At 57.5% G+C, this 25,641-nt stretch carries 24 protein-coding genes; 8 read left to right on the top strand and 16 right to left on the bottom strand.

The annotated features are described in order from the left end of the window. Positions 1 to 39: 39 nt before the first annotated feature. The gene (locus VFA76_09525) at positions 40 to 1,707 is read right to left on the bottom strand and encodes a ribonuclease J (protein HZR32078.1); all 1,668 of its coding nucleotides are present in this window, start codon (positions 1,705 to 1,707) and stop codon (positions 40 to 42) included. Between the two features lie 108 nt (positions 1,708 to 1,815). Here VFA76_09525 and VFA76_09520 point away from each other — a divergent pair, with 108 nt between their 5' ends. Together VFA76_09520 and VFA76_09515 are read left to right on the top strand one after the other, a co-directional pair. Next, a complete protein-coding gene (locus VFA76_09520; GenBank protein ID HZR32077.1) occupies positions 1,816 to 2,478 on the top strand; it encodes an EcsC family protein in 663 nt (220 codons plus the stop codon). Further along, the gene (locus tag VFA76_09515) at positions 2,475 to 3,152 is read left to right on the top strand and encodes an HAD family hydrolase (GenBank protein HZR32076.1); all 678 of its coding nucleotides are present in this window, start codon (positions 2,475 to 2,477) and stop codon (positions 3,150 to 3,152) included. The genes VFA76_09520 and VFA76_09515 overlap by 4 nt, the downstream gene beginning before the upstream one ends. A gap of 3 nt (positions 3,153 to 3,155) precedes the next feature. Here VFA76_09515 and VFA76_09510 read toward each other — a convergent pair whose 3' ends face one another. Continuing rightward, complete coding sequence (locus VFA76_09510) at positions 3,156 to 3,980, bottom strand: 2,3,4,5-tetrahydropyridine-2,6-dicarboxylate N-succinyltransferase (protein ID HZR32075.1); 825 nt, start codon at positions 3,978 to 3,980, stop codon at positions 3,156 to 3,158. 107 nt (positions 3,981 to 4,087) lie between these two features. Here VFA76_09510 and VFA76_09505 point away from each other — a divergent pair, with 107 nt between their 5' ends. Further along, on the top strand, positions 4,088 to 4,888 hold the full coding sequence (locus tag VFA76_09505; protein HZR32074.1) for a PIG-L family deacetylase: 801 nt from the start codon (positions 4,088 to 4,090) through the stop codon (positions 4,886 to 4,888). Beyond that, positions 4,885 to 5,970, top strand: a complete 1,086-nt coding sequence (locus VFA76_09500) for a glycosyltransferase (protein ID HZR32073.1) — start codon at positions 4,885 to 4,887, stop codon at positions 5,968 to 5,970. The genes VFA76_09505 and VFA76_09500 overlap by 4 nt, the downstream gene beginning before the upstream one ends. A 24-nt stretch (positions 5,971 to 5,994) precedes the next feature. Here the strand turns inward: VFA76_09500 and dapA are convergent, their stop codons facing one another. From dapA to asd, 5 genes are all read right to left on the bottom strand, one after another. Further along, complete coding sequence (dapA, locus tag VFA76_09495) at positions 5,995 to 7,428, bottom strand: 4-hydroxy-tetrahydrodipicolinate synthase (protein HZR32072.1); 1,434 nt, start codon at positions 7,426 to 7,428, stop codon at positions 5,995 to 5,997. Positions 7,429 to 7,472: 44 nt separating this feature from the next. Next, positions 7,473 to 8,153, bottom strand: a complete 681-nt coding sequence (dapB, locus tag VFA76_09490; protein HZR32071.1) for a 4-hydroxy-tetrahydrodipicolinate reductase — start codon at positions 8,151 to 8,153, stop codon at positions 7,473 to 7,475. Positions 8,154 to 8,361: 208 nt separating this feature from the next. After that, on the bottom strand, positions 8,362 to 8,658 hold the full coding sequence (locus VFA76_09485; GenBank protein ID HZR32070.1) for a hypothetical protein: 297 nt from the start codon (positions 8,656 to 8,658) through the stop codon (positions 8,362 to 8,364). 148 nt (positions 8,659 to 8,806) lie between these two features. Beyond that, entirely contained in the window at positions 8,807 to 10,180 is a 1,374-nt protein-coding gene (gene lysC, locus VFA76_09480; GenBank protein HZR32069.1) for a lysine-sensitive aspartokinase 3, read from the bottom strand. 13 nt (positions 10,181 to 10,193) lie between these two features. Next, positions 10,194 to 11,246 carry an aspartate-semialdehyde dehydrogenase gene (gene asd, locus VFA76_09475; GenBank protein HZR32068.1) on the bottom strand — a complete coding sequence of 351 codons (1,053 nt, stop codon included), beginning with the start codon at positions 11,244 to 11,246 and terminating at the stop codon, positions 10,194 to 10,196. A gap of 96 nt (positions 11,247 to 11,342) precedes the next feature. On the opposite strand from asd, the gene galT reads away from it, so the two are divergent. Beyond that, the gene (galT, locus tag VFA76_09470; protein HZR32067.1) at positions 11,343 to 12,362 is read left to right on the top strand and encodes a galactose-1-phosphate uridylyltransferase; all 1,020 of its coding nucleotides are present in this window, start codon (positions 11,343 to 11,345) and stop codon (positions 12,360 to 12,362) included. Positions 12,363 to 12,368: 6 nt separating this feature from the next. Here the strand turns inward: galT and VFA76_09465 are convergent, their stop codons facing one another. The 6 genes from VFA76_09465 to VFA76_09440 all read right to left on the bottom strand — a co-directional run bounded on the left by VFA76_09465 (position 12,369) and on the right by VFA76_09440 (position 17,213). Next, positions 12,369 to 13,457: an AI-2E family transporter gene (locus tag VFA76_09465; protein HZR32066.1), complete on the bottom strand. Its 1,089-nt coding sequence runs from the start codon at positions 13,455 to 13,457 to the stop codon at positions 12,369 to 12,371. 47 nt (positions 13,458 to 13,504) lie between these two features. After that, positions 13,505 to 14,146, bottom strand: coding sequence for a hypothetical protein (locus tag VFA76_09460; GenBank protein HZR32065.1), 642 nt, complete (start codon positions 14,144 to 14,146; stop codon positions 13,505 to 13,507). 128 nt (positions 14,147 to 14,274) lie between these two features. Beyond that, entirely contained in the window at positions 14,275 to 14,949 is a 675-nt protein-coding gene (locus tag VFA76_09455) for a shikimate kinase (GenBank protein ID HZR32064.1), read from the bottom strand. Positions 14,950 to 14,990: 41 nt separating this feature from the next. Then, the gene (locus VFA76_09450; GenBank protein ID HZR32063.1) at positions 14,991 to 15,878 is read right to left on the bottom strand and encodes a DUF4097 family beta strand repeat-containing protein; all 888 of its coding nucleotides are present in this window, start codon (positions 15,876 to 15,878) and stop codon (positions 14,991 to 14,993) included. Positions 15,879 to 15,900: 22 nt separating this feature from the next. Next, positions 15,901 to 16,590 carry a hypothetical protein gene (locus tag VFA76_09445; protein ID HZR32062.1) on the bottom strand — a complete coding sequence of 230 codons (690 nt, stop codon included), beginning with the start codon at positions 16,588 to 16,590 and terminating at the stop codon, positions 15,901 to 15,903. A 20-nt stretch (positions 16,591 to 16,610) separates the two neighbouring features. Further along, entirely contained in the window at positions 16,611 to 17,213 is a 603-nt protein-coding gene (locus VFA76_09440) for a sigma-70 family RNA polymerase sigma factor (GenBank protein HZR32061.1), read from the bottom strand. 460 nt (positions 17,214 to 17,673) lie between these two features. On the opposite strand from VFA76_09440, the gene VFA76_09435 reads away from it, so the two are divergent. Together VFA76_09435 and VFA76_09430 are read left to right on the top strand one after the other, a co-directional pair. After that, on the top strand, positions 17,674 to 18,471 hold the full coding sequence (locus tag VFA76_09435) for a GAF domain-containing protein (protein HZR32060.1): 798 nt from the start codon (positions 17,674 to 17,676) through the stop codon (positions 18,469 to 18,471). Between the two features lie 228 nt (positions 18,472 to 18,699). Further along, on the top strand, positions 18,700 to 20,316 hold the full coding sequence (locus VFA76_09430) for a GAF domain-containing protein (protein ID HZR32059.1): 1,617 nt from the start codon (positions 18,700 to 18,702) through the stop codon (positions 20,314 to 20,316). Between the two features lie 3 nt (positions 20,317 to 20,319). Here VFA76_09430 and VFA76_09425 read toward each other — a convergent pair whose 3' ends face one another. After that, positions 20,320 to 21,780: an amidase gene (locus VFA76_09425; GenBank protein HZR32058.1), complete on the bottom strand. Its 1,461-nt coding sequence runs from the start codon at positions 21,778 to 21,780 to the stop codon at positions 20,320 to 20,322. Between the two features lie 65 nt (positions 21,781 to 21,845). On the opposite strand from VFA76_09425, the gene VFA76_09420 reads away from it, so the two are divergent. Further along, complete coding sequence (locus tag VFA76_09420) at positions 21,846 to 22,979, top strand: Gfo/Idh/MocA family oxidoreductase (GenBank protein HZR32057.1); 1,134 nt, start codon at positions 21,846 to 21,848, stop codon at positions 22,977 to 22,979. On the opposite strand, the gene VFA76_09415 is transcribed toward VFA76_09420, so the two are convergent. After that, a complete protein-coding gene (locus VFA76_09415) occupies positions 22,976 to 24,202 on the bottom strand; it encodes a response regulator (GenBank protein ID HZR32056.1) in 1,227 nt (408 codons plus the stop codon). The two genes, VFA76_09420 and VFA76_09415, sit on opposite strands and share 4 nt — an antisense overlap. Beyond that, positions 24,199 to 25,518, bottom strand: a complete 1,320-nt coding sequence (locus VFA76_09410) for an ATP-binding protein (GenBank protein HZR32055.1) — start codon at positions 25,516 to 25,518, stop codon at positions 24,199 to 24,201. The genes VFA76_09415 and VFA76_09410 overlap by 4 nt, the downstream gene beginning before the upstream one ends. Positions 25,519 to 25,641 lie beyond the last annotated feature (123 nt).

Genomic DNA, 25,641 nt, shown 5'->3' with positions numbered 1-25,641 from the left:
AGGGTGACTATAGCTGCGCCCTCCTCGGTGATGGTGGTTTCAAATTTCTAGAATCACCGGCATGATCAGCGGCCGTCGGGAAGTGTTCTTTGAAATAAAGCGTTTCAAGTCCTGGCGAATTTTTTCCTTGATCACGCCGTAGTCAGCTTTTTCCTCATCGCTGGAAGTCTCAAGCGTCTGCATCACCGTTTGCTTTGCCTGCTCGACAAAGCCGTTCTCCGCCGCGGCGGCGAATCCGCGGGTTACGATTTCGGGCGAGCTCTCAACCCGGCCGGTCAGTTTATTAATAGCAATAATCGGCAGCACGATACCGTCCTCGCTGAGGTGACGCCGGTCGCGGATGACCAGGTCTTCCACCACATCGGTCCGCGAGCCAGAGTCAATACAGACGCGGCCCACCGGCACCTTTCCGGTTTTGCGGGCGCCCAGTTCGTCGAACTCGAGCACGTCGCCGCTTTGCAGCATGATGACGTTGCCGACCGCGCCGTGCATAGAACCTGCCAGTTCCGCGTGCCGCCTTAACTGCCGGTATTCACCGTGAATGGGAATGAAATATTTTGGCTTCACCAGATTGATGATCAGCTTGAGTTCTTCCTGGCTGGCATGCCCGCTGACGTGAACTGGCGGGGAAGACCCATCCTCATAAATAACGTGGGCTTCGCGGCGGAAGAGGTGGTCAATCATGCGGTAGATGGCCTTTTCGTTTCCAGGGATGATGCGTGACGAAAGCACCACGCTGTCCCCAGGTTCGATGTGAGCGTGCTTGTGATTATCTACCGCTGCCCGCGAGAGAGCGGACATAGGTTCACCCTGAGTGCCGCTGATGAGTACGCAAACTTTTTCGGGAGGGTAATTCTTGATTTCGCCGGGATGGATCAGCAGCCCATCGGGAACATCTATGTAGCCCAGGTCGGCGGCGATCTCCGCGGAATCCGCCATCGAGCGCCCCACCAGCGCCACTTTGCGGCGGTATTCATAAGCCAATTCCATGGCCAATTTAATGCGATGGATGGAAGAGGAAAAGCAGGAAATGAACAAGCGCCGCTCGGTCCGGGCAAAGACTTCATCAAACTTGCGGCGCACTGCACGCTCGCTTGGGGTGTAACCCGGGCGCTCGATATTGGTGGAATCCTGAAACAGCGCCAGCACGCCCTGCTTACCGTACTCGGCGAAGGAGTGCAAGTCGAAGAGCCGGTTGTCGGTCGGCGTGGGATCAACCTTGAAGTCGCCGGTATGGATGATGACTCCTAGCGGCGTATGAATCGCGAGCGACACGCAGTCCACAAGGCTGTGCGTCACCTGGATCGGATCTATAGCAAACGGACCAATGCGAAAATGTTCGCCCGGTTCGATCTCGTTAAGTTCAGCATTGTCGAGTAGCTGATGTTCTTCGAGCTTATCTTCGACGTAGGCGAGCGTGAACTCGGTACCGTAGATGGGAACGTTGATTTCGGACAAAATCCACGGCAAGCCACCGATGTGGTCCTCGTGCCCATGGGTGAGGACGATGGCGCGAACTTTATCGCGATTCTCGATCAGATAGCTGATGTCCGGAACCACGATGTCCACGCCCAGCAGTTCGGATTCGGGGAACATCAGTCCGGCATCAATGACAAAAATGTCGTCGCCCCAGCGAACCGCCATGCAGTTCATACCGAACTCGCCCAGTCCGCCTAAGGGCACGACTTGTAATTTGCCAGATGGCATCGGCAGTATTCGATGCTAGCACACGGACTAACGCGAAGCTTTAGCCAGGCGTGTACCCAAGCGGAAGCAGATTGCTCAGCAGCATCGGCTGCGGTAAGGTGGGGTCAGATGTCAGAGTCCAAACAGAATTCCTGGCTGGTGCGCCAAGCGGAGAACGCCCTGCGACGCGGCTTTACCCAGGCGTACGAAACCATTCGTGTGGACCCGGCGCGCTATCTATTGCAGCTTCAGGCGGCACACGGGTTGCCCATTTCCAACTTCCAAGGTGTGTACTCGGTGGATCTTCCGCTGATTGACGATATAGCCGAGCAGACCATTCGCAGCGGGATGAGAATCGCGGCGGTTGAGGGCGCCGGCTTCGGCCTCGGCGGAATTTTTACCGTGCTCCCTGACTTGAGCATTCTCGCCGCCGTCACCCTCCGTACCATACAAAAACTCAGCCTGGTGTACGGGTTCGAATACAACACTGACGACGAAGTAGCTGAGCTCTGGATGGCCACCGCCAGCGCCGCCGGCGTGGACATTGGCCGCGAGTTGCTGGAAAAAGAAGTGATCAACCGGCTGGTACCACGATTCATACGCGCTATTGCGGTGCAGGCGAGCAAGGAAGTGGTGGAGAAGTGGTCGGGGCGGTTGATTCCGATTGCCAGCTCCTTTATTGGCGGCGGACTCAATTATTACTTTGTGCGGGCCTGGGGCGAGCGGGCGCGAAAACACTTTCGTGAAAAACATCTGCGCTTGCGCGCCCAACACGCGCTGACCACCTCATGACCGGCGGCAACAAAAAGGAATTCATCTGTGCCGCCATCCTCTTTGACCTCGATGGAGTGCTGGTGAATTCCACGCCCGCTGTTGCACGGCAATGGCGGCTCTGGGCCAGGAAGCACAGCATTTTGCCAGAAGACGTCCTGCGCATTGCGCATGGACGCCGAACTGTGGAAGTTGTTCGATTGCTGGCCCCACATCTAGACGCCGATGCAGAGTCGGAGAGAATCGAGAAGCGTGAAGCTGACGACGTCGAAGGGGTGACGGTCGTCCGGGGCGCGCTCGAGCTGGTGTCGTCACTTTCCGATGGGCTCTGGGCAGTGGTGACTTCCGGCACGCGCTACCTTGCGACTTCGCGTTTAGGACGGCACGGACTGCCAATTCCGAAGGTGCTGGTAACTGCCGATGATGTGCAGAATGGCAAGCCGCATCCCGAGCCATATTTGAAGGGTGCGCAGCTTCTTGCTGTGGCGCCCGAGGAGTGCCTGGTTATTGAGGACGCGCCCGCAGGAATTCAATCCGCCCATACGTCGGGGATGTACGTGATTGCGGTCTCCACAACGTATCCTGTGGGTGCGCTTTCAGCGGCTGACGCCATTGTGAATGATCTGAGCGGTATCCGCGCCCGCCTGGCGGAGGATGGACGAAAATTGGCCGTAGTAGTGACTAGCCAAGCCTAAACTTCAGCGCAGTAACTCTTCCAACTCAATCGCCTGGTCCGTCTTTTGGTCGCGATACTTCACGATGACGGGCGTGTACAGCGAAATGTTCCAGTCGGCAGCTTTGCCTTTCCGCACTGCGCGAGAGCCGGGCACAACCACCGCATTTTCCGGAACCTCCAGCGGGGAATCGTCTGAGGCGCGATACACCTCGCCGCGGACAATGTCATGAATAGGGGTAGAGCGCGTGAGAATAGTTCCGGAGCCCAGCACGGCGCACGTCCTCACGCATGTGCCTTCATAGACACCGCAATTTCCGCCCACCAGTACGTCATCTTCAATGACCACGGGTGCCGCATTCACCGGCTCCAGTACACCGCCAATCTGCGCCGCCGCGCTCAAATGAACACGCCTTCCGATCTGCGCGCACGAACCTACCAGCGCGTGTGAATCCACCAGCGTGCCTTCATCAACGTAAGCGCCAACATTTATATACATGGGCGGCATGCAGATCACCCCCGGCGCCACATAGGCGCCCTCCCGAATGGAAGATCCGCCGGGGACCACACGCACGCGATCGGCGGCCCGAAAATGCCGTAGCGGGAAAGTATCTTTATCCACAAAAGAAAGGCCACTGGGATCGCTGCTTTCTACCAGTTCGCCGAGCCGGAAGCCGAGCAGGATCCCTTGTTTTACCCATGCATTCGCAACCCAGCGTCCGTCATGCTTTTCAGCGGCCCGCACGCGGCCCAGAGTGAGGGCCTGGCGGAATTCCAGGAAGATGCTGCGAGCCTCGTGCCTATCTTTAATTTCGCCGGCTGCAAACAGTCGCTCGATTGCGGAGCGCATTTCAGAGATAGGCGCTGCAGTCATTTTGCGGAGTATACAAGGAAAAACGCCATCCAATTTTCGTCCTCATGTAAACACGTTGTGGCTTCAATGCATCTCACATAACCATGGCAGAACTCGAAATCCTGCTCGGGAAAACAGTAGTGCTCGTGGCCCACCCCGACGATGAGGCCGCTGGTTGTGGCGTGCTCCTGCAAAGGATGCAAGAACCGATTGTTGTATTTGCTACGGATGGCGCTCCCGCAGATTCGTTTTTCTGGGCGAAACACGGCTCGCGGGACGCTTACGCGCGGTTGCGTCGAGACGAAGCCCGCCGCGCGCTGAAACTTGCGGGCGTGAGTCAGGTCGAGTTCTTGGGCGAGCCTGATCATTCCATTCGCGACCAGACGTTATTTACTTCGCTTGATCTTGCGATCCAGGAGCTGGAGCGGATCATTGAGCGTAATCAGCCGCAGGCGCTACTTACCTTGGCTTACGAGGGCGGCCATCCCGATCACGACTCTTGTAATTTTTTGACTTCGCTGCTGGCGCGCCATTTCGGTCTGCCAGCGTGGGATTTCCCACTTTACCATCGCGCTACAGATGGTCTGATCGTGCACCAGCATCCGCTGCCCAGTGGGAGCTCTCAAGCGGATGACTCCGAAGTTGTGCTGCAGCCCACCCCCTCCGAATTGGAAATTAAGAGAAGGATGCTGCAAACCTACGCTTCCCAGGGTGACCTGAAGGAATTTGCCGCGGTGATAGAGCGTTTCCGGCCGTTGCCCGTCTACGATTACTCGCGCCCGCCGCACGATGGAGTTCTGAACTACGAAGCCTGGGGCTGGCCCATACGCGGCACCCAGGTTTCACATGCCTTTGTCGAGTTCATGAAGTCGAATTCGGAAATGGCAGCGGGCTCGCGCATATGAGTGCAAAATTGCGGATTCTCTACGTCGCATATCCTCTGGCCTGTGTGTCGCTGGAGAGCGCCGGTGGTGCTGAGCAAATGCTCTACGTCGTGGAGCGCGAAATCTTTCTCCGCGGACACGCCACAACGGTGGCCGCTTGCATGGGATCACAAATCACCGGGGATTTATTCCCGACGGGCCGAGTTCCATGCCAGCCTGACCGATTCGCGCAACGCAATGCCGAGCACACCGCGCGCGTGCTGGGTTTCCTGCGATGCCGAGAGAAATCCACGCAGCCTTTCGACCTGGTGCACGACAAGAGCGGCACCTTCTGGCCCAATGCCGGCGAGGTGGATGTGCCTGTGCTGGCCACCCTGCACCTGCCGCGCGGATTCTATTCGCCGCACATGTTCGAGAATATTCCGCCCAATGTCTTTTTCAACTGTGTTTCGGAATCGCAGGCGCGCTGGTTCAGTGATTTGCCAAACGATATGGGCGTGGTGCGCAACGGAATCCGTCTGGAACAATTTTCGCCCGGTACCGTTCGAGGCGATTACCTACTCTGGGTGGGCCGGTTCTGTTATGAGAAGGGCGCGCATCTCGCCATCCAGGCGGCGCAATGTGCAGGCTTGCCGCTGGTGCTCGCGGGACAGATTTATCCCTTCTCACACCATCAAGAATATTTTGAGCGGGAGATTGCGCCATATCTCAACACGCCGGGGGCCTCAGTCAGTTATGTGGATTCCCCCACCGCCGATCAGAAGCGCACACTTCTTCAGAACGCTCGTGCCGTGTTGGTGCCCAGCATCGCTGAAGAGACCAGTTCCTTGATTACGATGGAAGCCTCCGCATCCGGTACCCCGGTGATAGCTTTTAACCGCGGCGCATTACCGGAAGTCGTGGCCGAAGGAGTAACCGGTTTTGTAGTGGATTCGGTCGAAGAAATGGCGGCGAAAGTTTCTGCTGCCGGCCTCATCAATCCTACCGCATGCAGGCGTCACGCCGAACTACATTACTCGTCCAAGCGCATGGCCGCTGAATATGAGCGTCTCTATGCAGCGGTGACGAGGGCCGCGGAATTCCGTGGCCTGGCAGCGGCTTAAGGTTCCCGCGATTCAGGAGAGAAACTAGCGGCTCGAGATGCACTTGCATTCACTGCGAATGAGGACACCGGTCATCCCACGAGAAGCTCCTCGGGCTTCATCAATGGTCGAGAACGGGCCGTGCCAGCGCGAGCGTGAATCCGCGGCGGGTTCCGTTTTTTCGCTGCCACCGCGTCCATTGCGGTAGATGCCGCAGTTGGAGCGGTGCAGCACCGTCTTGTGTGGCCCTGCCTGCCAGTTTTCAAACAAGTAAAACGTAATCGGCTCAGCCGGGGCAACCGTCTTTGTGGGAGTTGTGGGGTGGGCGGCAGGCGGGGCTTCCACCTGAACCGCGCTCTCCGCCGCTTCCGCCGCCCGGGCCTCTGCGGCAGGCGCCACGTCTAGCGGTGCCTCGCCTTCCGACTCGAGATCGAGTACGTCCTCGTGATTTGCCGCTGGTGCGGCGGGAACGGTGGATTCACCGCGGGGTTCTGACTCAGCTGCCACCGGCAGAGCCCCTTCAGGCGCTGCGGTTCGAGCAGCCGGCTCCGACTCGGGTGCAACCTGCCGCGGTGCCGGTTCCTGCGCAGCCGCCTTGGTCGGCAACCCTGCCTCAGCGGCAATCTTCTGCAGTTTTGCTCGATTTTCATCCTTCATTCGGACTAGAGGCAATCGGTAGGTTTCACGCAATTTGCCCATCATCGCCAGCACAGCTTTGACCGGTACGGGGTTCGACTCTATGAAGTTGGCCTCCATCAGCGGCAGGTACCGCCGATGGATGTGCCGTGCCGACTCCCAATCATTGTTTAAGGCCGCGCTAGTCATCTCCGTCATCTCGTGTGGGATCTCGTTCGACGCTACCGAGATCACGCCTGCACCGCCCAAAGCGATTATCGGGAGGGTGATGGAGTCATCTCCAGAGAAGACCAAAAAACTTGCTGGCACGGCATTGAAGACTTGCACAATCTGGGAGATGTTGCCGCTGGCTTCTTTTACGCCGACGATGTTGCGGATCTTTGCCAGATTGGAAAGTGTGGCCGGCTCAATGTTCGCCCCCGTCCTGCCGGGAACGTTGTAGACGATGATCGGTTTCCGGACCGCCTGGGCGATAGCGCGGAAGTGCTGATACTGGCCATCCTGGGTAGGTTTGTTGTAGTAGGGCGACGCTGTGAGGATGGCGTCCACGCCTTTGCGCTCAGCGGCGGTGCGGGCTTTTTCAATGGCATCGCGGGTGCAATTGGAGCTGGCCCCAGCTACGATCGGCACTCGCCCGGCGGCCGTTTCGATGGTAAGTTCCAGGACCCGCAGCCACTCCCGACGGGAGAGGGTCGGAGTTTCCCCAGTGGTACCGCAGGGGACCAGGAAATCAATGCCCGACTCGATCTGCCAGGTTACAAGGTCGCGCAGGGCAGTTTCATCGAGCGCGCCATCTTGACGAAACGGGGTGACTAAAGCGGTGCCGCAACCGCGCAAATTCATAACCCATTAGGATAACGCAGAGCGCGCGTGGAACGCACCGGAGTTTACAATTCCCGCCAGACGTCCTGGAAATCGTAAAAACCTTTTTTGCCGGCGAGCCATTCCGCGGCGAGCACCGCCCCCTCTGCGAAGGTACGACGCGACTTGGCATCGTGGGCCATGCGGATGCTGTCACTCGCGCACTCCAGCACGACCTCGTGCAGGCCGACAACTTCGCCTTCGCGGAAGGAGACGATTTCCAGCTCGGTACCGCTCACCTCTTCAATAATCTTTTGTAGTCTAAGAGCAGTCCCGGAAGGCGCATCTTTCTTTTGCGCGTGATGCCGTTCCATGATCTCGCCGAAGTATTTGTGCTTTAGAGCGACCGCAGCTACGCGGGCAACATCGTAGAAGATATTTACACCTATAGAAAAGTTGGCGCCGAAGAGCAGTCCCGTCCCGCTTTTTTCCACTAGTTCGCGTACTTCTTGCAAGTGTTCGTCCCAGCCGGTGGTCCCCACCACCACGTTCTTCCCCGCTCGAACGCAGGCACGAACGTTCGCCAGAACGGCATCCGGAGTAGTGAAATCCATGACCACATTGACGTCGCGGAGCGCCCCATCAGTGAGGGCCTTGGCGGAGTGGTTTTGCGCGCTACTCAGGACCCTCACTTTGTGCTCGCGCTCGCGGGCCACTTCGGCCACCACCGCGCCGGTTTTACCGCGTCCCAGAACAAGAATGGTCATTTAAGAGTGCCGATGGTGGCAGGGTGCGACAAAGGCTTACGCGGCCCAGGCCAGCTTTCTTGCTCTCCGCACTCAAATAATAGTGGCCGCAGATTCAGTTAGCAATCTGCCGACAGTCGTAGCTGAGGTAGTTGCTGGAGTAAGCCGCAGACAAGAACGGGCCGGGAGCAGTATTACCCCGGCCTTAAATCTGACGATTGAGCGAAGATTAGTGGGAAGGCTCGCCTGCTTCGCCGCCGACGTACTCTACTCGACCTTGCTCGTTACGCACCCATCCGTGCCGGGCCAAAACCGAGCCAAAGATGTTCTCTGTGGCTTCGTTTATTTTCTTCTGTTCTTCCTCGCTGAAGTGCTGTTCGAGCTGCTCCTCGAATTCGGCAGAGGCTCGCGCCACCTGTTTGGCTTTCAGCCTCTCTGCTGTCGTGTTCGTTGAGACTTTACCCGAGACCGGCTCAGGTTCATCCATCTCTATCTCGTTCTTCTTTTTTCCTACCTTTTTAGGCACACTCTTCTCCCGTATTTCGTCTTTCGGACCTCTTTTCATTGGGGAGTCCGTTGACGTAGATAACTGAGAAGAGGGGCTTTTATTCCCGCCGAGAGTTCCTTTCTGGGTAGGGGCTGGGGAGGGCAGGCTTGGCGCCCGGGCCCTGGCTTCAGGCGAAAACCACCGGGTCAGGGTCGGCGAAGAAGGTCCCGTGCAGGCACCGAATCACCTCCGGGACATCGTTCTCCTCGATCACGAAGGTAAGATTTATCTCCGAGGCGCCTTGAGAGATCATATGAATGTTGATGTCCGGAATCGCGCCAAAAACCTTGGCAGCGATTCCGGGAGTGGACTTTAGATTGTCGCCCACCAGGCAAACAATGGCTTTTCTGCCTTCATATTTAACATCCGCCAGTTCGGCCAACTCGGCGGCGATCGCCGGGATGGCTTCGTTAGAGTCTACGGTCAGGGAAACGCTTACCTCTGAGGTGGAGACCACGTCCACGGGACAGCGGTGCCGGTCGAAAACCTCGAAGATCGCACGCATGAAGCCATGGGCCATAAGCATCCGGCTGGAGACCACATCCACAACGGTTATGCGCTTCTTAGCGGCGATCGCCTTGAAAATGTTGCGGGACTGCGGTGCTCGGGCGGTAATAAGAGTGCCTTCGCACTTCGGATTGCGCGAGTTCAAGACATACACCGGAATGCCTTGCTGGACAGCAGGCAGAACGGTCGCAGGGTGGAGCACCTTGGCGCCGAAGTAGGCAAGCTCCGCAGCCTCTTCGAAGCTGATCACCTTGATACGGCGCGCCTTCGGGCAGAGGCTGGGATCGGTGGTCATCATCCCGTCGACATCCGTCCAGATCTCTATGCGCTGTGCTCCCAGGCCGGTACCCACGATGGCAGCAGAAAAGTCAGAGCCGCCACGACCGATGGTCGTGGTGATGCCATCGCGGGTCGCTCCGATGAAGCCACCCATAACCGGCACCTCGCCGGCTTCGATCAGCGGCTTCACCTTGGTGCGCAGTTTGTCGTTGGTTTCGTCGAAGAGAGGTACAGCCCGGGTGTGGGTGGAATCGGTAACAATGCATTGCCGCGCGTCTACCAGGCGAGAGGGAATCCCGCGCGCAGAAAATGCCGCATTCACGATTCGGCTCGAGAGCCGCTCCCCGAATGAGGCAACGTTGTCAGCGGTACGTGGCGTCAGCTCGCCGACGGCTAAAATGCCGCGCAGCAGCTCATCCAGCGAGTCGCATTCCGCCTCGAGCTCGGCGTGCAGTTTGGTAAAGAGCCCGGTTCCAAGTAGTTCGCCGGTTGTGGTGTAATGCCTCTCTCGCAGCTGGCGAGAAAGATCCAGCGCCAGGTCACGTTGGCCTTTTCCTGCCGCTTGTCCCATGGCCAGCAGGCTGTCCGTGACTTTGGCCATGGCGCTGACCACCACCACTGGCTTCTCCGGCAAGCGCCCGCGAACGATATCGGCGGCGGCCTCGATAGCAGGGGCATCCTGCACCGAGGTGCCGCCGAATTTCATCACCAGCATGGAGGCCCCGCGCTCAATCCAGATAACCCTGCGCCTTTAGCAGTTCAGCGTTGAGCAACGCCGCACCAGCCGCGCCGCGGATGGTGTTATGTGAGAGGACGGTAAACTTCCAATCCAGAGCGTTGCATTTACGCAGGCGTCCAACGCTCGTGGACATCCCGTTCCCGCGATCAACGTCCAGGCGAGGCTGCGGCCGGTCCTGAGCCTCCAGGTAAAGCACTGGGTGCTCCGGCGCGCTGGGCAGCCGCAACTCCTGAGCAATTCCGCGGAAGTGTCGCCAGGATTTGAGGATCTCTTCTGCCCCGGCCTTTTTGTGCAGCTTTACTGAAACCGACTCGGTATGGCCATCTTCAACCGCAACGCGATTGCACTGCGCGCTCATGGAGAAATCCGCCGATTCAATATGGTGTCCGTTCACCCTTCCCAGGAGCTTGCAGGTCTCAACTTCCATCTTTTCTTCTTCATGAGAAATATAGGGAATAACATTTCCCAAAATGTCGAGCGATGCCACTCCGGGATAGCCTGCCCCACTGACTGCCTGCATGGTGACAGCAATCACCTTATCCAACCCAAATTGCTGATGTAATGGAGCTAGCGCCAGCACCAATCCCATGGCGGAGCAATTGGAGTTGGTCACCATAAATCCCCCTGAATTCCGGCGCCAGGATTGACACTCCAACACTTTGAGGTGGTCAGGGTTGACCTCAGGAATTACGAGAGGAACATCTTTTTGCATGCGGAAGGCGCTGGAGTTAGAGATCACCGCATGGCCGGCCTCGGCGAAACGGGGCTCCAGTTCCTTGGCAACCGCGGCATCAAGCGCGGCAAAAATGATTTTGGGGGCGTTCTCGGGATTGGCCGACGAAATCCGCATCTCGGCGGCGCGAGCCGGCACCGGTGTCTTCAGTTTCCATCGTGCAGCCTCGCCGTACATGCGTCCGTCGGAACGCTCGGAAGCTGCAAGCCAGGCCACTTCGAACCAGGGATGGTGTTCCAGCAGCTGCACGAAGCGCTGGCCCACAATGCCGGTCGCGCCCAGGATTCCGACGGGTAATTTCTCTGCCATGGGAAATTTGTTTTGGATTTTACACGATGCGCAGCAGCTTAGTTTGCAGCTGATCACACACTGAAACTTGCGGCGATCAACCGGGGGGAATAATTCATGCCGGAACTACGTCAGAACCGTTTCACAAAGGAATGGGTGATCATTGCGACTGAACGCGCCAAGCGTCCCAAGGACCTGGCGATGCAGCGGCCGCTGCGCCGTTCGCCGAAATACGACGCGAAGTGCCCCTTCTGCCCGGGTAACGAGAATCTTACGCCGCCGGAACTATTACGCGTCTCCGCGGGTAGAAATGTATGGCAGGTACGAGTTGTGCCCAATAAGTTTGCCGCGCTCTTGCACGATCAGGAGCCGGTGCGAACTGTCCACCGTTCCAAACGCGTCATCAATGGTTTTGGATTTCACGAAGTCATTGTGGAAACTCCTGACCACTCGAGCACCCTCGCTCTGCTCACCGACGATCAGGTTGCATCAGTGCTGGGAGCTTTCAAGGCCCGCTATGACGAGCTGAGCCGTGACCCCAGGATCGAGCACATCACCATCTTCAAGAACCACGGAATCGAGGCCGGCACCAGCCTGGAACATCCCCATTGCCAACTGATTGCCACGCCCGTGATTTCTTCACAGGTGCGGAGCCGTTTGCACGAAGCTCTTCGCCACTTCGACGACTTTGGAGAGTGCATCTTCTGCACCGTGCTGGCTGATGAACTGGAAGAGGAGGAGCGTATTGTCCTGGCCAGCAAGCATTTTGTCGCTATGGAACACTTTGCCTCAGCCAGCCCTTTTGCTACACAGATCTATCCCCGGCGACACATGGCGAGCTTCGGCGACATCACAAAAGAGGAGCTCGAAGATATGGCTCAAGTGCTGCGCAGCGTACTGGCGAAGCTATATTTTGGGCTTAAAGACCCGGATTTCAACTTCACTATCCGGTCTGCGCCCGCTGAGAATGCAGGCGTGAAGTACTACCACTGGTATTTGAGCATCATCCCGCGAATGAGCCGGGTGGCCGGATTCGAGCTGGGCTCGGGGATGTTCATTAATACAGTCCTGCCAGAGGCTGCCGCCGAGTTTTTGCGTGGGGTGGAGATCGGCGCTACAGCGTCGGCAAACGGGTAAACCCCTCTAATGGGTGCCGATTGGAGGAAGATCAGCGGCAAAGCCTTCGAGGGGACCAAATTTGCGCTTCTCCGCGTAAATTCGCCAGCGTCGCCAGACGATTCGCATGCTCGCCATAATCGGAATGGAAAGGAATACGCCGATCACCCCTGCCACTTCGGCGCCCGCCAGCACGCCAAAGATTGGCGCCAGGGGATGCAATTCCACGCTCTTTCCCATAATTCGGGGCGCGGTCAGATAGTCCTGTATAAGTCGCCAAATTCCGAGGAATAAAGCGACGACGAGCACGTGGGGGTAGCTCGTCAAAAACGCCACAACAAGGATCGCAGCGGCAGCAGTCAAAGGACCCACCACCGGAATGAATTCCAAGATGCCTCCCATGGTGCCCAGCACCAGGGCGTAGGGTACGCGCAGCAAGGAAAGCGCTGCGATATAGGCCACCAGTGCCAGCCCCGCCAGGGTCAGTTGGGCGCGAATGAAATGGGCCAGCATCTCGTCCAAATCGTTGATGACCCCTTCCAGGAACTCGCGGTGACTACGGCTGCTGAAGATCCCCAACAGAGAGTCAATAAACCTACGGCCATCTTTCAGGAAAAATGCCGCCAGAATGGGAATGAGGACCAGCCACCAGATATTTTGCGCGAGCTCGGCCAACCGGAAACCGATGCGGCTGGCCCAACGGTTAAGATCGGAGCGATGGTTTTTCAGGAAATTCTGCACCTGGCGTTGCGTACTCTCACTCCAACCGCGGTGTGAGCCGACCTGGATCGCGATCTGGCCGCTGCTCACTTTGTCCAGCAGTGGTGGCAACGATGTAGTCAGCTTCCCGCTCTCCCGCGCGATCTGTGGTCCAACAAAAAAGAACACCACGCTCAGGACGATTGCGAGCAGCACGTACACACCGGCAATGGCCCACCCACGACTCCGTACCCATTTATGCAGGCCTGAGACCAGCGGCTCGATCAGGTAAGCGAAGAAAATTGCAAACAGGAAAATGATCAGGGTGTGGCGCGCAAGATAGATGAACGCCAACGCGCAGGCGAACAACAACGCGGTGAACAGCACTCGTGCTGCGCGTGTATCAATGAGCGTCACCGCTGGTTCCTTTCACTTGTTGCCGCGCCGTGTGACCCTGAACGGCGCTAGTCGCGGACGACTTCGGTATCCGCACCGGCGACTACGACCCGAATCAATTTATAGCTGGCGTCCAGCCAAAGCGACCAATCAGGTCCATCCCACTTTAGATTCAGGCGGTAGAGGTCACGCTGTACTCCGCGCACCGTCACCTTCTCCAAGCCGCCGTATTCCATCGTCACCTGGGCTGACGTTAATTCCTGCGGAATCAATACCCCGAACTTCGCCGGAGGAAGGCGGCACTCCATGTTGGCGCCGCTGGGCTTGCAACCGCTGGCGAGATACCGCCAAGCGAGTATCTGACGTAGGAGAATGAAATTGTGGTCCAGAATCAATGTGGTGTTGGGCAGCATGAAGGGCTGGTCTACGGGCTTCTGTTCCGGGCTGAGAATCAGGTGCTCCATGAGGAACGGGTCGCTGGGGGTGACTAATGCCTCCGCCTTCACCGGCGTGAGTTCGTGCCACTCATAGCGCCTCAGCTCTCCGGCTGACGATAGCTCAATCCTGGCGGTCTGGCTGGGATGTTTGCTCCCGTCATCAACCTTGATTTCGGAATTAGCCACGCTCCCACCCGGTTGCTCCTTCACGGTGAAGGTTTCGGTGGCCACTCGCTTTCCGCCCTGAAAAATGCCAAAGGAGCCAGAATCCACTAATTTTTCATTCTTGTCAGGCCAGGCTAGAACGCTTGTGCACAAGCAAACCGCGATAATCAGCATTCTACTTTTCAATTCAACTCTCCATACCCTGGGTACGTACGCATTGTGCGTCTACTTCCAATTTAGAGTTCTTCGTCCATCAGCCCCAACCGCGTGAGCACCTCTGTCACCGTGACCTCAATAGCTCGTTCGGCGGTGGGCACATACACACCAGCTTCCATATAACGCGGGCGTCTCAGCTCATACAATTGGCGGAACTGGTTCTCGAAGGCTGCCAGCGGGCGTTTTCCGTTCTTCTGGGCCCGCCGCCAGAGCTCCTCCACCGGAGCATCCAGGAAGACGCACATTGCGCCGGAGCGGCGCACGAGGGCGGCATTCTTATCCTGGATGAGGGCGCCGCCTCCCAAGGCAACGATCGCCGGTTTGGATCTGAGCCGAGGCTTTAGGACGCGCTGCAGCTCGGCGCTCTCTATGCGCCGAAATTCCGGCTCTCCTGAAGCGCGAAAGATCTCTGCGATAGTCAGCCCTTGGCGCGCCTCAATGCGTTCGTCAAGGTCTATGAATTCCCAGCCCAGGCGCTGTGCCAGGGCTAGCCCGATAGTGGTCTTGCCAGCTCCCATAAATCCCAAGAGGATGACGGTGTTGGATTTGGGCCGCAACTTTCGGCTGGGCTTGGTGGCGGTCTTTTTCTTCGTATGCGGGGAAGGTGTGCGCGACGAAGCTTGGCGTGGCGAAGCTGTGCCTCGCAAACCTCGCCTTTGTGAGCCTCGGTCAGGCAAACCGCGGCCAGTATTCATGCGGACGCCTTCTAAGCCGGCGGGTCCACCGCCACTGAAATTTATTGTTTCTTGAGGCGGATTTTACCACTGAAGGAAAGCAGGCGAACCGAAGAAGACCCGGAATTCGACATTCCGGTTAGCGCCTTTCCCGGGACCGGCTGGAATGCGTTGTGCTGGCGCTGCTGCAGAGGAACATCGCTATCCACGCTGCCCGTGATTGAGCGTGCCGAAATATCCACCGATGCTGCGGCGGGAATCGTGACTTCAATGTCACCCGAGTGGTTGGTAAGCGAGTAATCGCCCCCACCACTGAAATCGCCTGTGTAAGTGATCTTGCCACTGGTGGTGTTCACCGACACGCGCGTCCCTGCAACGTGGGTGAGCGTCACGGGGCCGCTCAAAGAGCTGGCTTCGACATGGCCATTGTTGATGTCTTGGAGCGCAATGGAACCGGTAAGGGTTCGCACATGTACATGAGCGTCGCTCACCCGACTTACATTGACCTGGGCTGCGTCACCTTCGAGGATTACGTCGCCCTTTAAGCCCTCGGCCGAGATTGGTCCGCTAGATGAAACCACGTTGACGCTGGCATCGGTGGGCACGCTGACTTCGTAATCAACACGCCGCTCTTCGGGGGTGCCAGCTTGTAAGAAATGGGTGCTCAGTGAGAGACGGTCTCCTACTTGTGTAGGCTCCACCTCTACTTTGCTTGAGTGCAGCGTGGCGATAACACTGACCTGGTTATTGTCGGAGGGCTTGACGACCACCGCTCCCGAGGGATTGCGGATGCTGATGCTGGCGTGGCGACCAACGGTGTAGTGGAATTGCTTCACGCCGTCTGCCGCAAATGCACGAACCGTCCCCGCGCTCAGAAGCACGATGGCGACAAACAGCCACAAGCAGGCAAGCTGCTTGCTAGCATTCACGTTGTTGGCACCCGCTCGCAACTGGCTTCTTCCTCCTTCAAAATCAAGGTACTGATTCTTGTGCAGCCATATCGTACAACACTGCTTTCTGTTGGTAAGCCTGCATCAGCGCTTCTTGCGCATCTTCATCGTCAGGGTCGGTCTGCACTGAGCGGCGGGCATCCGCGATATAGGAGTTAACGCTGCGAAGGTTTTGCTCGTACGCAGGACGCAGGCTGGGCACATGTTCGGACAATTGCAACAGCAGTTGCTCATCCTGCGTTTCCCCCATGCCATCCGAATTTACAAGAGTCATGGTGGCCGAGGGCGAAACTCTCTGGTCAGCGCTGTATGAGTTGTCTGGGTTGGTTCTGTTCCTGTAAAGGAACAATCCAATCACCACGAGCACCAGGGCCGCGACCGGCAGCAACCACGCGGCCGGACCCCAGCGAGAACGGGTTGGGGATTCTAGAAGACGCCCCCGTACGCCGCTCTTGGTGGCGCTTCTCTTTACCTGGCCTGACTCTTCAAGGGAATGCTTAATTCCATTCCAAACCCGGGGGTTGGGGTCCATCATAGGAACCAGAAGTTTGGCCTGGTCGGCGATGTAGGTGAGGTCGGCAACCAAATCAGCGCATATGGGACAGGTTTTTAGATGTTCTTGCTCGCCGACGTTTCCGCCGCTATCAATGATGTAAGGCAGAACTTTCTGAAACTCTGCACAGGTCATGCTCACCTTCCCCCCGGACGGCATTGCATCCTCACCTCTCCCCCTCAGCTCCTGGTGGCCTTTTCGGCTCTGCTCGCTTTGAGGAGGTCACGCAACTTCATACGCGCTTTGTGTAACTGAGACTTGCTGTTGCCGATTGAACAACCCATGATCTCGGCAATCTCGTTGTGCTCGTAGCCTTCAACATCATGCAGCACAAAAATAATTCTGTAGCCCGGAGGCAGATTTTCAATCGCCCGTTCCAGATTGACCCGGTCGATGGAGCCCGCCAAAACGTTGTCTCGGGCGCCAATGTCCCTTTTCGGCCCGTCTTCCTGCGGCTCCAGGCTCTCTTCCAGAGAAACCTCCGGAAGGCCTTTTTTGCGCAGGTGCATTAACACCACGTTCACGGCGAGACGGTGAAGCCAGGTCGAGAACGCCGATTCGCCGCGGAAGGTCGCGATCTTGCGATACAGCTGCAGAAACGCTTCCTGCGTCAGATCTTCGGCCTCGGCGGTGTTACCGGTCATGCGCAAGCATAGCGAGTAAACCCGACGCTTGTGCAGTCCGTACAGGGCCTCGAACGACTCCGCGTCACCTGCCTTGGCCCGGTCAATGGCCTCCGCCTCGGAGAGCCCGGGAACCAATGTTTTTTTCGCTTGTGTCAATTCGCCTTTTCAGGCCGCATGTGGATAGATGCGGCTAAGTAGCTGTCCGTTGTACGCTTTGCACGCCGACAGCCAAAATAACACCCTATAGTAACGCGCGCAGCATTGTCCGCAGAGCCGCCGCAAATCCAAGTACTTACAGTGTAAATTTCCCTTTGATTGCTCAAAACAGGTTGCACGAATGGTTTGTCCCCAACGACCGCTTATTGTAACGGAAAGTCAGTAGGGTTGCTGGAGGGCAGGGGGATGCATAGAAGTGGCATGCAAAGCTTCAGCTACCAATCAGTCTTCCACAAAGGAGATAGCGGTCAGCAATCCGCGATAAGAGGCGAGTCCTGAACCAATCGCGTTACTTATCATTCACAGAGATCACCATTTATTCTCGCGCTTCCGCTGCACTGGTTTTTTTTCGTCACTCAGGTATTGGAACGAACCGGCGGCGGGACTCGGAGGAACTCGGATGGGACTGTGGGCGCCGCGCGCTGATCTGAATTTCTTGTCTCTGCAACGGGCCGTCTTCTGCATCGAATGCGAGCTGATCCATGAGAACAACACTCCCACTTGCCATGCTTGTGGCAGCCAGGCGGTGCTCAGCCTGTCCCGTGTGATGGGGGGATCGCTTTTGCACGAGCCCCGAGCGACTCTATTGCAGGATTCAGCAATGGATGATCTGGTACGCGATCTGCTTTCCACCGTGCCGGTTGCGGCGGAGATGGTGACAGACCGCGGCTTAGTAGCTGCGCGGAGTGCCGTGGACGAGAAACTCACAGCCGACGTATTAACCGCCGGACCAGCTCAGCTTAATCTGGAGCCGGCGATCAGCGTCATCGCCGGGCGGGCAGCCACTATGACCGGCGCTACAGGCAGCGCGATTGGATTGCGCTGGGGCAAGGACGTGGTCTGTAGCGCCCGTGCCGGCCGTACTGCTCCCGACCTTGGAATGCGCCTTCAGACTACGGCAGGGCTCTCTGGCGAGTGCGTCCGCACCGGGCAAATCCTGCGCTGCGACGATTCCGAAGAGGACCCCATTGTGGATAAAGACAGCTGCCGCCGACTGGGCGTGCGCTCAATCCTGGTAGCGCCACTGCAGCATTTCCGCAAGAGCTTGGGGATTTTCGAGGTGCTTTCCTCCGAAGCCTATGCCTTTGATGATCTCGCAGTCGCTAACCTGCAGATGTTGGCCGGTTTCATGGTTGCGGCGATCGCGCGGGCGGTGGGCTGTGGTACAGGGTCGAGTCCAGCGAAGATGCTTTCTTGAACTCCGGATTTGGCCGGTGGTCCAGGCCTCGCTGGGTCATTACGCTTTTGGGGAACCAAACAGATGAGCAGGCAAATTAACCACTGCGCGAAGGGTCTCCCGCAAACTGGGTCAGGAGCAACACCTCGGCTGTGACAACAGTGTCATTTTGGGAGCAATTGTGATTTCTGCTTGGGGTTTTCAAGCAATCAATCGTACTATGTCAATTGCAGATTTAGGACAAGCGAAATGTACCCCGAACGTCGCCGCGAAGCCAGGCAACGAGTCCGCACTCCTGCATACGCCAGCATTATGCAGGCCTCCGGCAAGGGCATAACCGGGGGCAACATTCTGAATGTAAGCCAGCGGGGCTTGGCCTTGGCGACGCTGGGCCAGTTGGACCCTGATTCCCTTGTTAGTCTCCGGCTTGATCTGCTTGAGACCCGCAACTCGATTGCGACTCCCGCGCGTGTCTCCTGGACAGACGATCGCGGTCAAGTTGGTCTGGAGTTCCTGGAACTCACACGAGAGACTCGCGGGCAATTGCAGCAATGGCTCATGCTTAACTCGCTGGCCTTAGCCGAGCAGCATCCGCGGCCATTCTCTGAACTGATAACCCGTGCAGAAGGTACTCGGGCGGAGATTGCGCAACCGGCGTCAGCGGCCGTCGAACTCCAGCGCATCGTCGAGGAAGGGCTCACGGCGACCGGCGCCGATGGCTGTGCCATTGCGCTACGTGAGAGCACCGCGGTGGTATGCCGGGCCAGCGCGGGCCATCTCGCTCCGCCAACTGGATCAACTCTCAATTCCGAGTCGGGTATCTCCGGAGCCTGTATCACCACCGGCCGCCTATTGCGGTGCGATGATTCGGAGAAGAACAGCTATGTTGATCGCGAGAGCTGCCGCGCCTTAGGTATCCGGTCGGTGGTGGCTGTGCCTATCCTCAGGCGTGGGGAGGTCTTGGGTATCCTGGAGGTTCTCTCCGCCAAAGTGGGCGCGTTTAATGCAGCCGCATGCATGGAGCTACAACGTTTGGCACAACGTGTTGCAACTCCTACGCCCGAGGAGAGCTTACCCCAGCAGATTTCGCGCAAGCCCGAAGCAGCGCCGGTACAAGCTAATTCCACAACGGTCATCCAAAATTCTTCAGCTGCTCATCTGGGTACTTCGGCGGCGCTAGATGCCTGGGCGGCGGAGCCCGAAAAGGCGCCCAATGCGGGATTGAGGAGCGGTTTACCTATTCTGCTAACCATAGGCATCTTTGTCCTGGCCGCAGTTTGGTTCGGATTTGCCAATTTTCGCATGTCACGACTGGCGCAGGCGGCCGAATCTAGAACTGCGGGTTTGACGGCGCGAGCATTAGCGTCAACCCCGGAGTCCGAGTCAGATCAGAACTCTAGTTCAGCCAGCGGATCGGCCTCTCTGGATCAAGTGCGCCGACTGGCCGACCAGGGCGACGTAAACGCGGAGTTCCAACTGGCCGCCAAGTACGCTGGTGGTGACGAAACTCCTCAGGACTATTCCCAGGCTGTGAAATGGTTTGCCAAGGCTGCCGGCCAGGGACACGTGCTTTCAGCGGCAACCCTGGGCGCTTTCTATTGGGCAGGACGTGGCGTCCCGCAGGATTATCTTGCGGCTTATATGTGGTCAGCCATAGCGGCGGGGGCTGGAGACGAAGCCAGCAAGTATCGAGTCACCATCCTGCGCTCTCGCATGAGTTCGGCGGATTTGGCTGAAGCGCAACGCCGGGTCGCGGCCTGGCTCGCCTATCATCCGATGTTGGTGGAAAAAGGGAGCCCGAGAGCTCACTCCAAAGAACGCTTTGCCGCGAGCGTTCGGCCAGGCACCCGAACCGACACTGATTGAGAACTACGTTCCTGCCGTTCTGTGCGCGGACTCGTAAGCATGCGCCAACGCTAGCACCGACCCCTCGTCCCACCCCTTTCCGCTGATCTGAAGGCCGACGCATCGGCCGTCGCGTGCGACTCCACAGGGAAGCGAAATGGTGGGTAACCCGAAGACGTTAAACGGGCGCGTATTGCGCAACAGAAGCAGTTCGCGAGCACGCAGGGCGGTGGGATCTGCCTCAAGTTCCGCGAAAGACGGAGCAAGCACCGGAGTTGTCGGCGTAACGAGCAAATCCACTTCCGCAACGGTCACGGCGATCTCCTGCCGAAGTTGCTCTAATTCTCGACGCTTCTGGATGTAAGCGGCGGCGGTGAGCTTCTCGCCCGTGCGGATTCTTCTTAGTGTCTCCGGCTGATAAAGGTCAGCGTGCTCGGCAACAAGTTTCTCGTGAAAGGTCCAAGCCTCGGCGCTGGAGGCAGAGCGGTCCGTATCTACTGGCAACGTCATCTCGCGCACTCCAGCCGTCAGCTCGGAAATAAGTTGCAGGGCAGTTTGTATGCTATCGGCGATTTCGGGATCAACATCATCGTAGAAGAGCTGGCGAGGCGCTCCTACGCGCAAGCCCCGGGTGTCTTTCTTTAGAGCTGCAACATAGTCGGGCACGGGTACATTAACGCTTGAAATGTCTGATGGGTCATGGCCGGCGATTACCTGCAGCAGGAGCGCCGTGTCTTGGACAGTTCGGGTCATCGGGCCGACGTGGTCGTAAGACCACGAAAGTGGAATCACGCCGCGGGTGCTCACCCGCCCATAGGTTGGCTTCAGGCCGACAATCCCGCACAGTGCCGCGGGCAGCCGAATCGAGCCGGCTGTGTCCGTACCCAGAGCCGCGTAACAGAGCTCGGCGCCCACGGCTGCCGCTGAGCCGGAAGATGATCCGCCGGTGATGAAGCTTGCGTCCCTTGGATTCCGCGCCGCCGGGAAATGCCCGATGATGCCGCTTCCGCCATAGGCAAACTCGTGAAGGTTGAGCTTGCCCAGCAAGACCGCCCCAGCAGCTTTCAAGCGGCGCACCACTTCAGCGTCCTGATGAGGTATGCGATCCTGAAAGACCGCGCTGCCTGCCGTCGTCCGTATTCCAGTGGTATCGAATAGATCCTTAAGAGCAATGGGAATGCCATGCAAAGGCCCTTTCCAGCCGTCGCGCTGAATTTCAGCCTCTGCCGTGCGCGCCTCTTGCATTGCCGTCTCGGCGGTCACAGTAATAAATGCGTTGAACGTGGGATTTAATTGCTCAATCCGCTTCAAACACGCTGCGGTCAACTCGATGGGCGATACCGACTTGCGGCGTACAAGTTCGGAGGCGTCCGCCAGGCTGAGTTTCGAGAGTTCGGTGGCTACGATGGCCATGCGAGCGATAAGTGTAAATGGTGCGAAAATTCCGCGGGCCGAACTCGCCCGATAACCACCCAAACTCGCCACCTAGCCTGAAAGAGTTGGTATGATGGCGCTCTTTGATTTCAACCCGAAACATCCCGGAAGCGTATATGACCGCTAACCAACCAAAGCAGACGCTGAACGTTGCCATGATCGGCCAGGGTTTTATGGGCCGCGCCCACTCAAACGCCTTCCACCAGGTAACGCGATTTTTTGATACGCCCTACGATTTGCGGCTGAAGGTCATTTGCGGGCGCAATCGCGAGAGCCTTGAAGCAATGGCCAAACGCTGGGGATGGGAAGAAACCTCAACTGACTGGGAAGCGGTGGTGGCCAGAAAAGATATTGACGTAATTGACGTGGCCACCCCCAACCTGCTGCACGCACCCATAGCGATTGCCGCGGCAAAAGCAGGGAAGATCGTGCTATGCGAGAAGCCGTTGGCCATGTCAGTGGATGAAGCTGAGCGCATGGCAACGGCAGCGCGCAATGTACCCAACCTGGTCTGGTTCAACTACCGCCGTGTTCCTGCTGTTTCCTTGGCCAAACGACTCGTGGACGAGGGCCGGCTGGGGAACGTCTATCACTATCGCTCGGTTTACCTGCAGAGTTGGGGAGCCGATCCGGCGCGCAAAGGAGTGTGGCGATTTAATCGCGCTGAAGCCGGTTCCGGCGCCATAGGGGATTTGCTAACGCACACCCTCGATCTGGCATTGCTCCTCAATGGCGAAATCGAGGAGCTGTCGGCGATGATCCAGACCTTTGCACCCGGACGCGAAGTTGACGATGCGGTGCTCTTGCTGGCGCGTTTTGCGAATGGCAGTATTGGCAGCTTTGAAGCTACGCGCTTCGCCATCGGCTGCAAGAATCGCAACGCCTTCGATATCAATGGTTCGAAGGGGATGCTGCGCTTTAATCTGGAAGACCTGAATCGCCTCGAATTTTTTGACGCTACTGACCCGACGCATATCCAAGGCGAACACCAGGTGTTAGTCACCGGACCGGGCCACCCTTACGTGGATCGTTATTGGCCGCCGGGGCACATCATCGGCTACGAGCACACGTTTATTTCGAGCCTCGCAGATTTTCTCGACGCTTTGGCAAGGAAAGAGACCTTCCATCCCAATTTCGACGACGCAGTTCGCGTGCAGCGATTGGTCGAGGCAGTGGAACGCTCCGCGAAAGATGGCGCATGGGTAAGGGTAGAGAAGACCGCGCCCGGCAAACACAAGGCTGCAAGTTAGACAGCCGTGGCTCGAGAAAGTTCTGGGGAGGCGGCCCACTCCTGCTTGGATTTCAGGAAAGCTTGTGCCCAGAACGGATATTTGCTCTCCCAAGGTGTGGAGATCAGTTGGCTGGGGGGAACCAATGCCGCCGTGTTTTCTGAGGAATCAAATTGGTGCGCCATCAGGTTAGCCACGTTTACCACCACAGCAGTGTCCAATTCTGGAGAATTTAGAATTGTAGGATCGTGGTGTAAGGCAACCGCCTTGATTAGCGATTCAGGCAATCCCCAGAGGCCAAATAGCCAGCTCCCCAACTGTGCGTGATCTCCGTGAAACACTTTTTGCTCCGCCTGGATGCAAGACATGCCAGCTTTGATCAGGTGACGCACTTTCGTGTATTCCTGCGGCATTTGCCAAGCTAAGAGCAGCTTGCCGAGGTCGTGGATGAGGGCGGCGGTAAGCGCCTTCGCTTTCTTGTCCCCGTCTAGCTGCTCACATTCAGCAATAGTACGGGCCGCCATCTTGACCCTGAAAGCATGATTGTTCTCTGCATCGAGATCGAGTGGGATTTCGCTCGGCACCGCGGGAGCAAAGACTCCCACCTGCGTGACCAAGTAACTAAGTGACTCGGCTCCCAAAACGTCTACCGCGCTGGAAGCCTGAGTAATTTGCCGGGCTGACTCGAAGAGGGCAGAGTTTACCAACTGTAAAATACGAGCCGTCATCGCGGGATCGCGCCCAACAATATCCTTCAGCACGGAAACTGAGACCTCGGGACCACTTAACTGCTCGACAATTTTCTGATGGAGAAGCGGCAGGCTAGGCAAATTATTAACGGGTGTAAGCAAAGACCAAAGCGCCGGATTAATGAGTTGCTGCAGGACGAACGTGTGCTGCAGGACGCGGGTGATGGTCTCAGCGTCACAAGGTTTATTAAGGAATTGATGCGTATGTCCCAAGGCGCGCAGGATGGAAGTACGATCGCACTGTCCAGAAAGGATGAGGCGAACGGTACGAGGCTGGATCTTGCACACTTGTTCCAGGAATTCAGCGCCATCCATTCCCGGCATACGCATATCACTAACGACTACGTCGAAGGTGTGCTGCTGGAGAAGAGCGATCCCCTGCGCACCGGATTGGGCAAAGTGCGTGGTCCACTCGTGGCGCCTGGGACGTAAGGCACGTTTCAGCCCGTCGAGAATGTATTCCTCGTCGTCTACAAAGAGCACCTGCTTGCTCATGCGTGCATTGCCTTTGCGGCAGGTTTGATGGGAAGGCGGATATGGAAGGTCGTTCCTCTTCCCACTTCTGTGTCAAACCAAAGTTTCCCCCCATGTTTGTCAACGATGATTGTGTGCGCCAGCATAAGGCCCTGTCCGGTGCCTTTCCCGGGTTCTTTGGTGGTGAAGAAGGGCTCGAAGATTCGCGAGCGAATCGCTTCGGGAATTCCCGATCCGGTGTCGGAAATATCTATTTCCACGCTATCACCATCGTGCTTGGTAGCGATCGTAATCTTGCCGTTGACCGCCGCATCTTTGCTCTTGGAGGCGATGGCATGCGCGGCATTTACCACCAGATTCAAGATCACCTGGTTGAACTCGCCCGCAATGGCGAACACCTGCGGTAATTGTGGGTCAAGATGGGTAACAAGTTCCGCCACGTACTTCCACTCACTCCTCGCCACCGTGACCGTGGTTTCAATGGCTTCGTTTATGTTGATGGCACATTTGTCCGGGGAGCCCGGATGCGAGAACTCCCTCATGGCCCGCACAATCATGGCCACTTTGCGAAGGCCTTCAAGAGACTGCTCAATGGATTTCGGTATTTCTTTCCTCAGGTACAACAGGTCTATCTGCTCGGCACTCCTTCCCAGAATAGCGGTTTGATCTTGCGCGGAAGCACCGGCCTCGAGTGCCGTAGATAGCTTCGATACCACTTCCAGCAGTTGATCGAGCTCCTGCCAGGAATCTCTTAAGAAGGTGATATTGTCGGAGACGTACTGAGTAGGAGTGTTGATTTCGTGGGCAATTCCTGATGCTAGCTGTCCAATGGCCTGGAGTTTTTGCCTTTGCTCTTCTTGCAGTTCTTGGTTGCGCCGCTCGGTAACATCTGCACCCGTAATCAACACTCCCACAGGGTCGCGGCCTCCTTGTCTCAACGGGTGGGCAACGAAAGCCCAGCAGCGCTTTTCCCCATTCCGCTCAAAAAGAATGTTGTCATAGCGGCGGGGGAGTTCGTCGGACCGCCAGTGATCGAGGTCGACTTCCAGCTTTCCTCCGAGCCATGCTACCCCGGAAGCAGCTAGCGTCTTTCCAAGAGCGGCTTCACGTTGCACGCCGAACACTGCTTTGGCCCTTGCGTTCCACGCGCTGATGCGGCCACTCTTATCCAACTGAATGATGATCGAAGGCAACGAATCGAGCACCAGATCTTGCTGCGACGGAAGTTCCGAATCCGCAAGTTTGCTCGACTTGCCGGGCTGTACCGCGACTGAATCCTGCTCTAGCGCCGGTGTGGGCTCTGGGTGAGCGGCGGAGGCATCGGCTCGTCTGGACATAAAGGTACCCCGAATATCTGATCGGCGCTTTACCACCCGTGCTCTACCCCGATGACGGGTTTCGGCAGGCGCTCCCGGAATGGGACGACCCTAAGCCTCTGGCGTGTAATACAGAACGGCCAG

It is taken from the genome of Terriglobales bacterium, assembly GCA_035651655.1.
GTDB lineage: Bacteria > Acidobacteriota > Terriglobia > Terriglobales > Acidobacteriaceae > DASRFG01.
Note: the sequence above shows the minus strand (reverse complement) of the source record. Positions and strands in the feature narration are given on the sequence as shown.

What these genes read in the sequence shown, in the direction of transcription:
- dapA (HZR32072.1), bottom strand. Translation starts at nt 7,428, where the DNA reads ATGAATTTGCGCGGTTGCGGCACCGCTTTAGTCACCCCGTTTCGTCAA.
- VFA76_09520 (HZR32077.1), top strand. Translation starts at nt 1,816, where the DNA reads ATGTCAGAGTCCAAACAGAATTCCTGGCTGGTGCGCCAAGCGGAGAAC.
- lysC (HZR32069.1), bottom strand. Translation starts at nt 10,180, where the DNA reads ATGCTGGTGATGAAATTCGGCGGCACCTCGGTGCAGGATGCCCCTGCT.
- VFA76_09430 (HZR32059.1), top strand. Translation starts at nt 18,700, where the DNA reads ATGTACCCCGAACGTCGCCGCGAAGCCAGGCAACGAGTCCGCACTCCT.
- VFA76_09505 (HZR32074.1), top strand. Translation starts at nt 4,088, where the DNA reads ATGGCAGAACTCGAAATCCTGCTCGGGAAAACAGTAGTGCTCGTGGCC.
- VFA76_09525 (HZR32078.1), bottom strand. Translation starts at nt 1,707, where the DNA reads ATGCCATCTGGCAAATTACAAGTCGTGCCCTTAGGCGGACTGGGCGAG.
- VFA76_09415 (HZR32056.1), bottom strand. Translation starts at nt 24,202, where the DNA reads ATGAGCAAGCAGGTGCTCTTTGTAGACGACGAGGAATACATTCTCGAC.
- VFA76_09500 (HZR32073.1), top strand. Translation starts at nt 4,885, where the DNA reads ATGAGTGCAAAATTGCGGATTCTCTACGTCGCATATCCTCTGGCCTGT.
- VFA76_09420 (HZR32057.1), top strand. Translation starts at nt 21,846, where the DNA reads ATGACCGCTAACCAACCAAAGCAGACGCTGAACGTTGCCATGATCGGC.
- dapB (HZR32071.1), bottom strand. Translation starts at nt 8,153, where the DNA reads ATGACCATTCTTGTTCTGGGACGCGGTAAAACCGGCGCGGTGGTGGCC.
- VFA76_09410 (HZR32055.1), bottom strand. Translation starts at nt 25,518, where the DNA reads ATGTCCAGACGAGCCGATGCCTCCGCCGCTCACCCAGAGCCCACACCG.
- galT (HZR32067.1), top strand. Translation starts at nt 11,343, where the DNA reads ATGCCGGAACTACGTCAGAACCGTTTCACAAAGGAATGGGTGATCATT.
- VFA76_09515 (HZR32076.1), top strand. Translation starts at nt 2,475, where the DNA reads ATGACCGGCGGCAACAAAAAGGAATTCATCTGTGCCGCCATCCTCTTT.
- asd (HZR32068.1), bottom strand. Translation starts at nt 11,246, where the DNA reads ATGGCAGAGAAATTACCCGTCGGAATCCTGGGCGCGACCGGCATTGTG.
- VFA76_09445 (HZR32062.1), bottom strand. Translation starts at nt 16,590, where the DNA reads ATGCCGTCCGGGGGGAAGGTGAGCATGACCTGTGCAGAGTTTCAGAAA.
- VFA76_09455 (HZR32064.1), bottom strand. Translation starts at nt 14,949, where the DNA reads ATGAATACTGGCCGCGGTTTGCCTGACCGAGGCTCACAAAGGCGAGGT.
- VFA76_09435 (HZR32060.1), top strand. Translation starts at nt 17,674, where the DNA reads ATGGGACTGTGGGCGCCGCGCGCTGATCTGAATTTCTTGTCTCTGCAA.
- VFA76_09510 (HZR32075.1), bottom strand. Translation starts at nt 3,980, where the DNA reads ATGCGCTCCGCAATCGAGCGACTGTTTGCAGCCGGCGAAATTAAAGAT.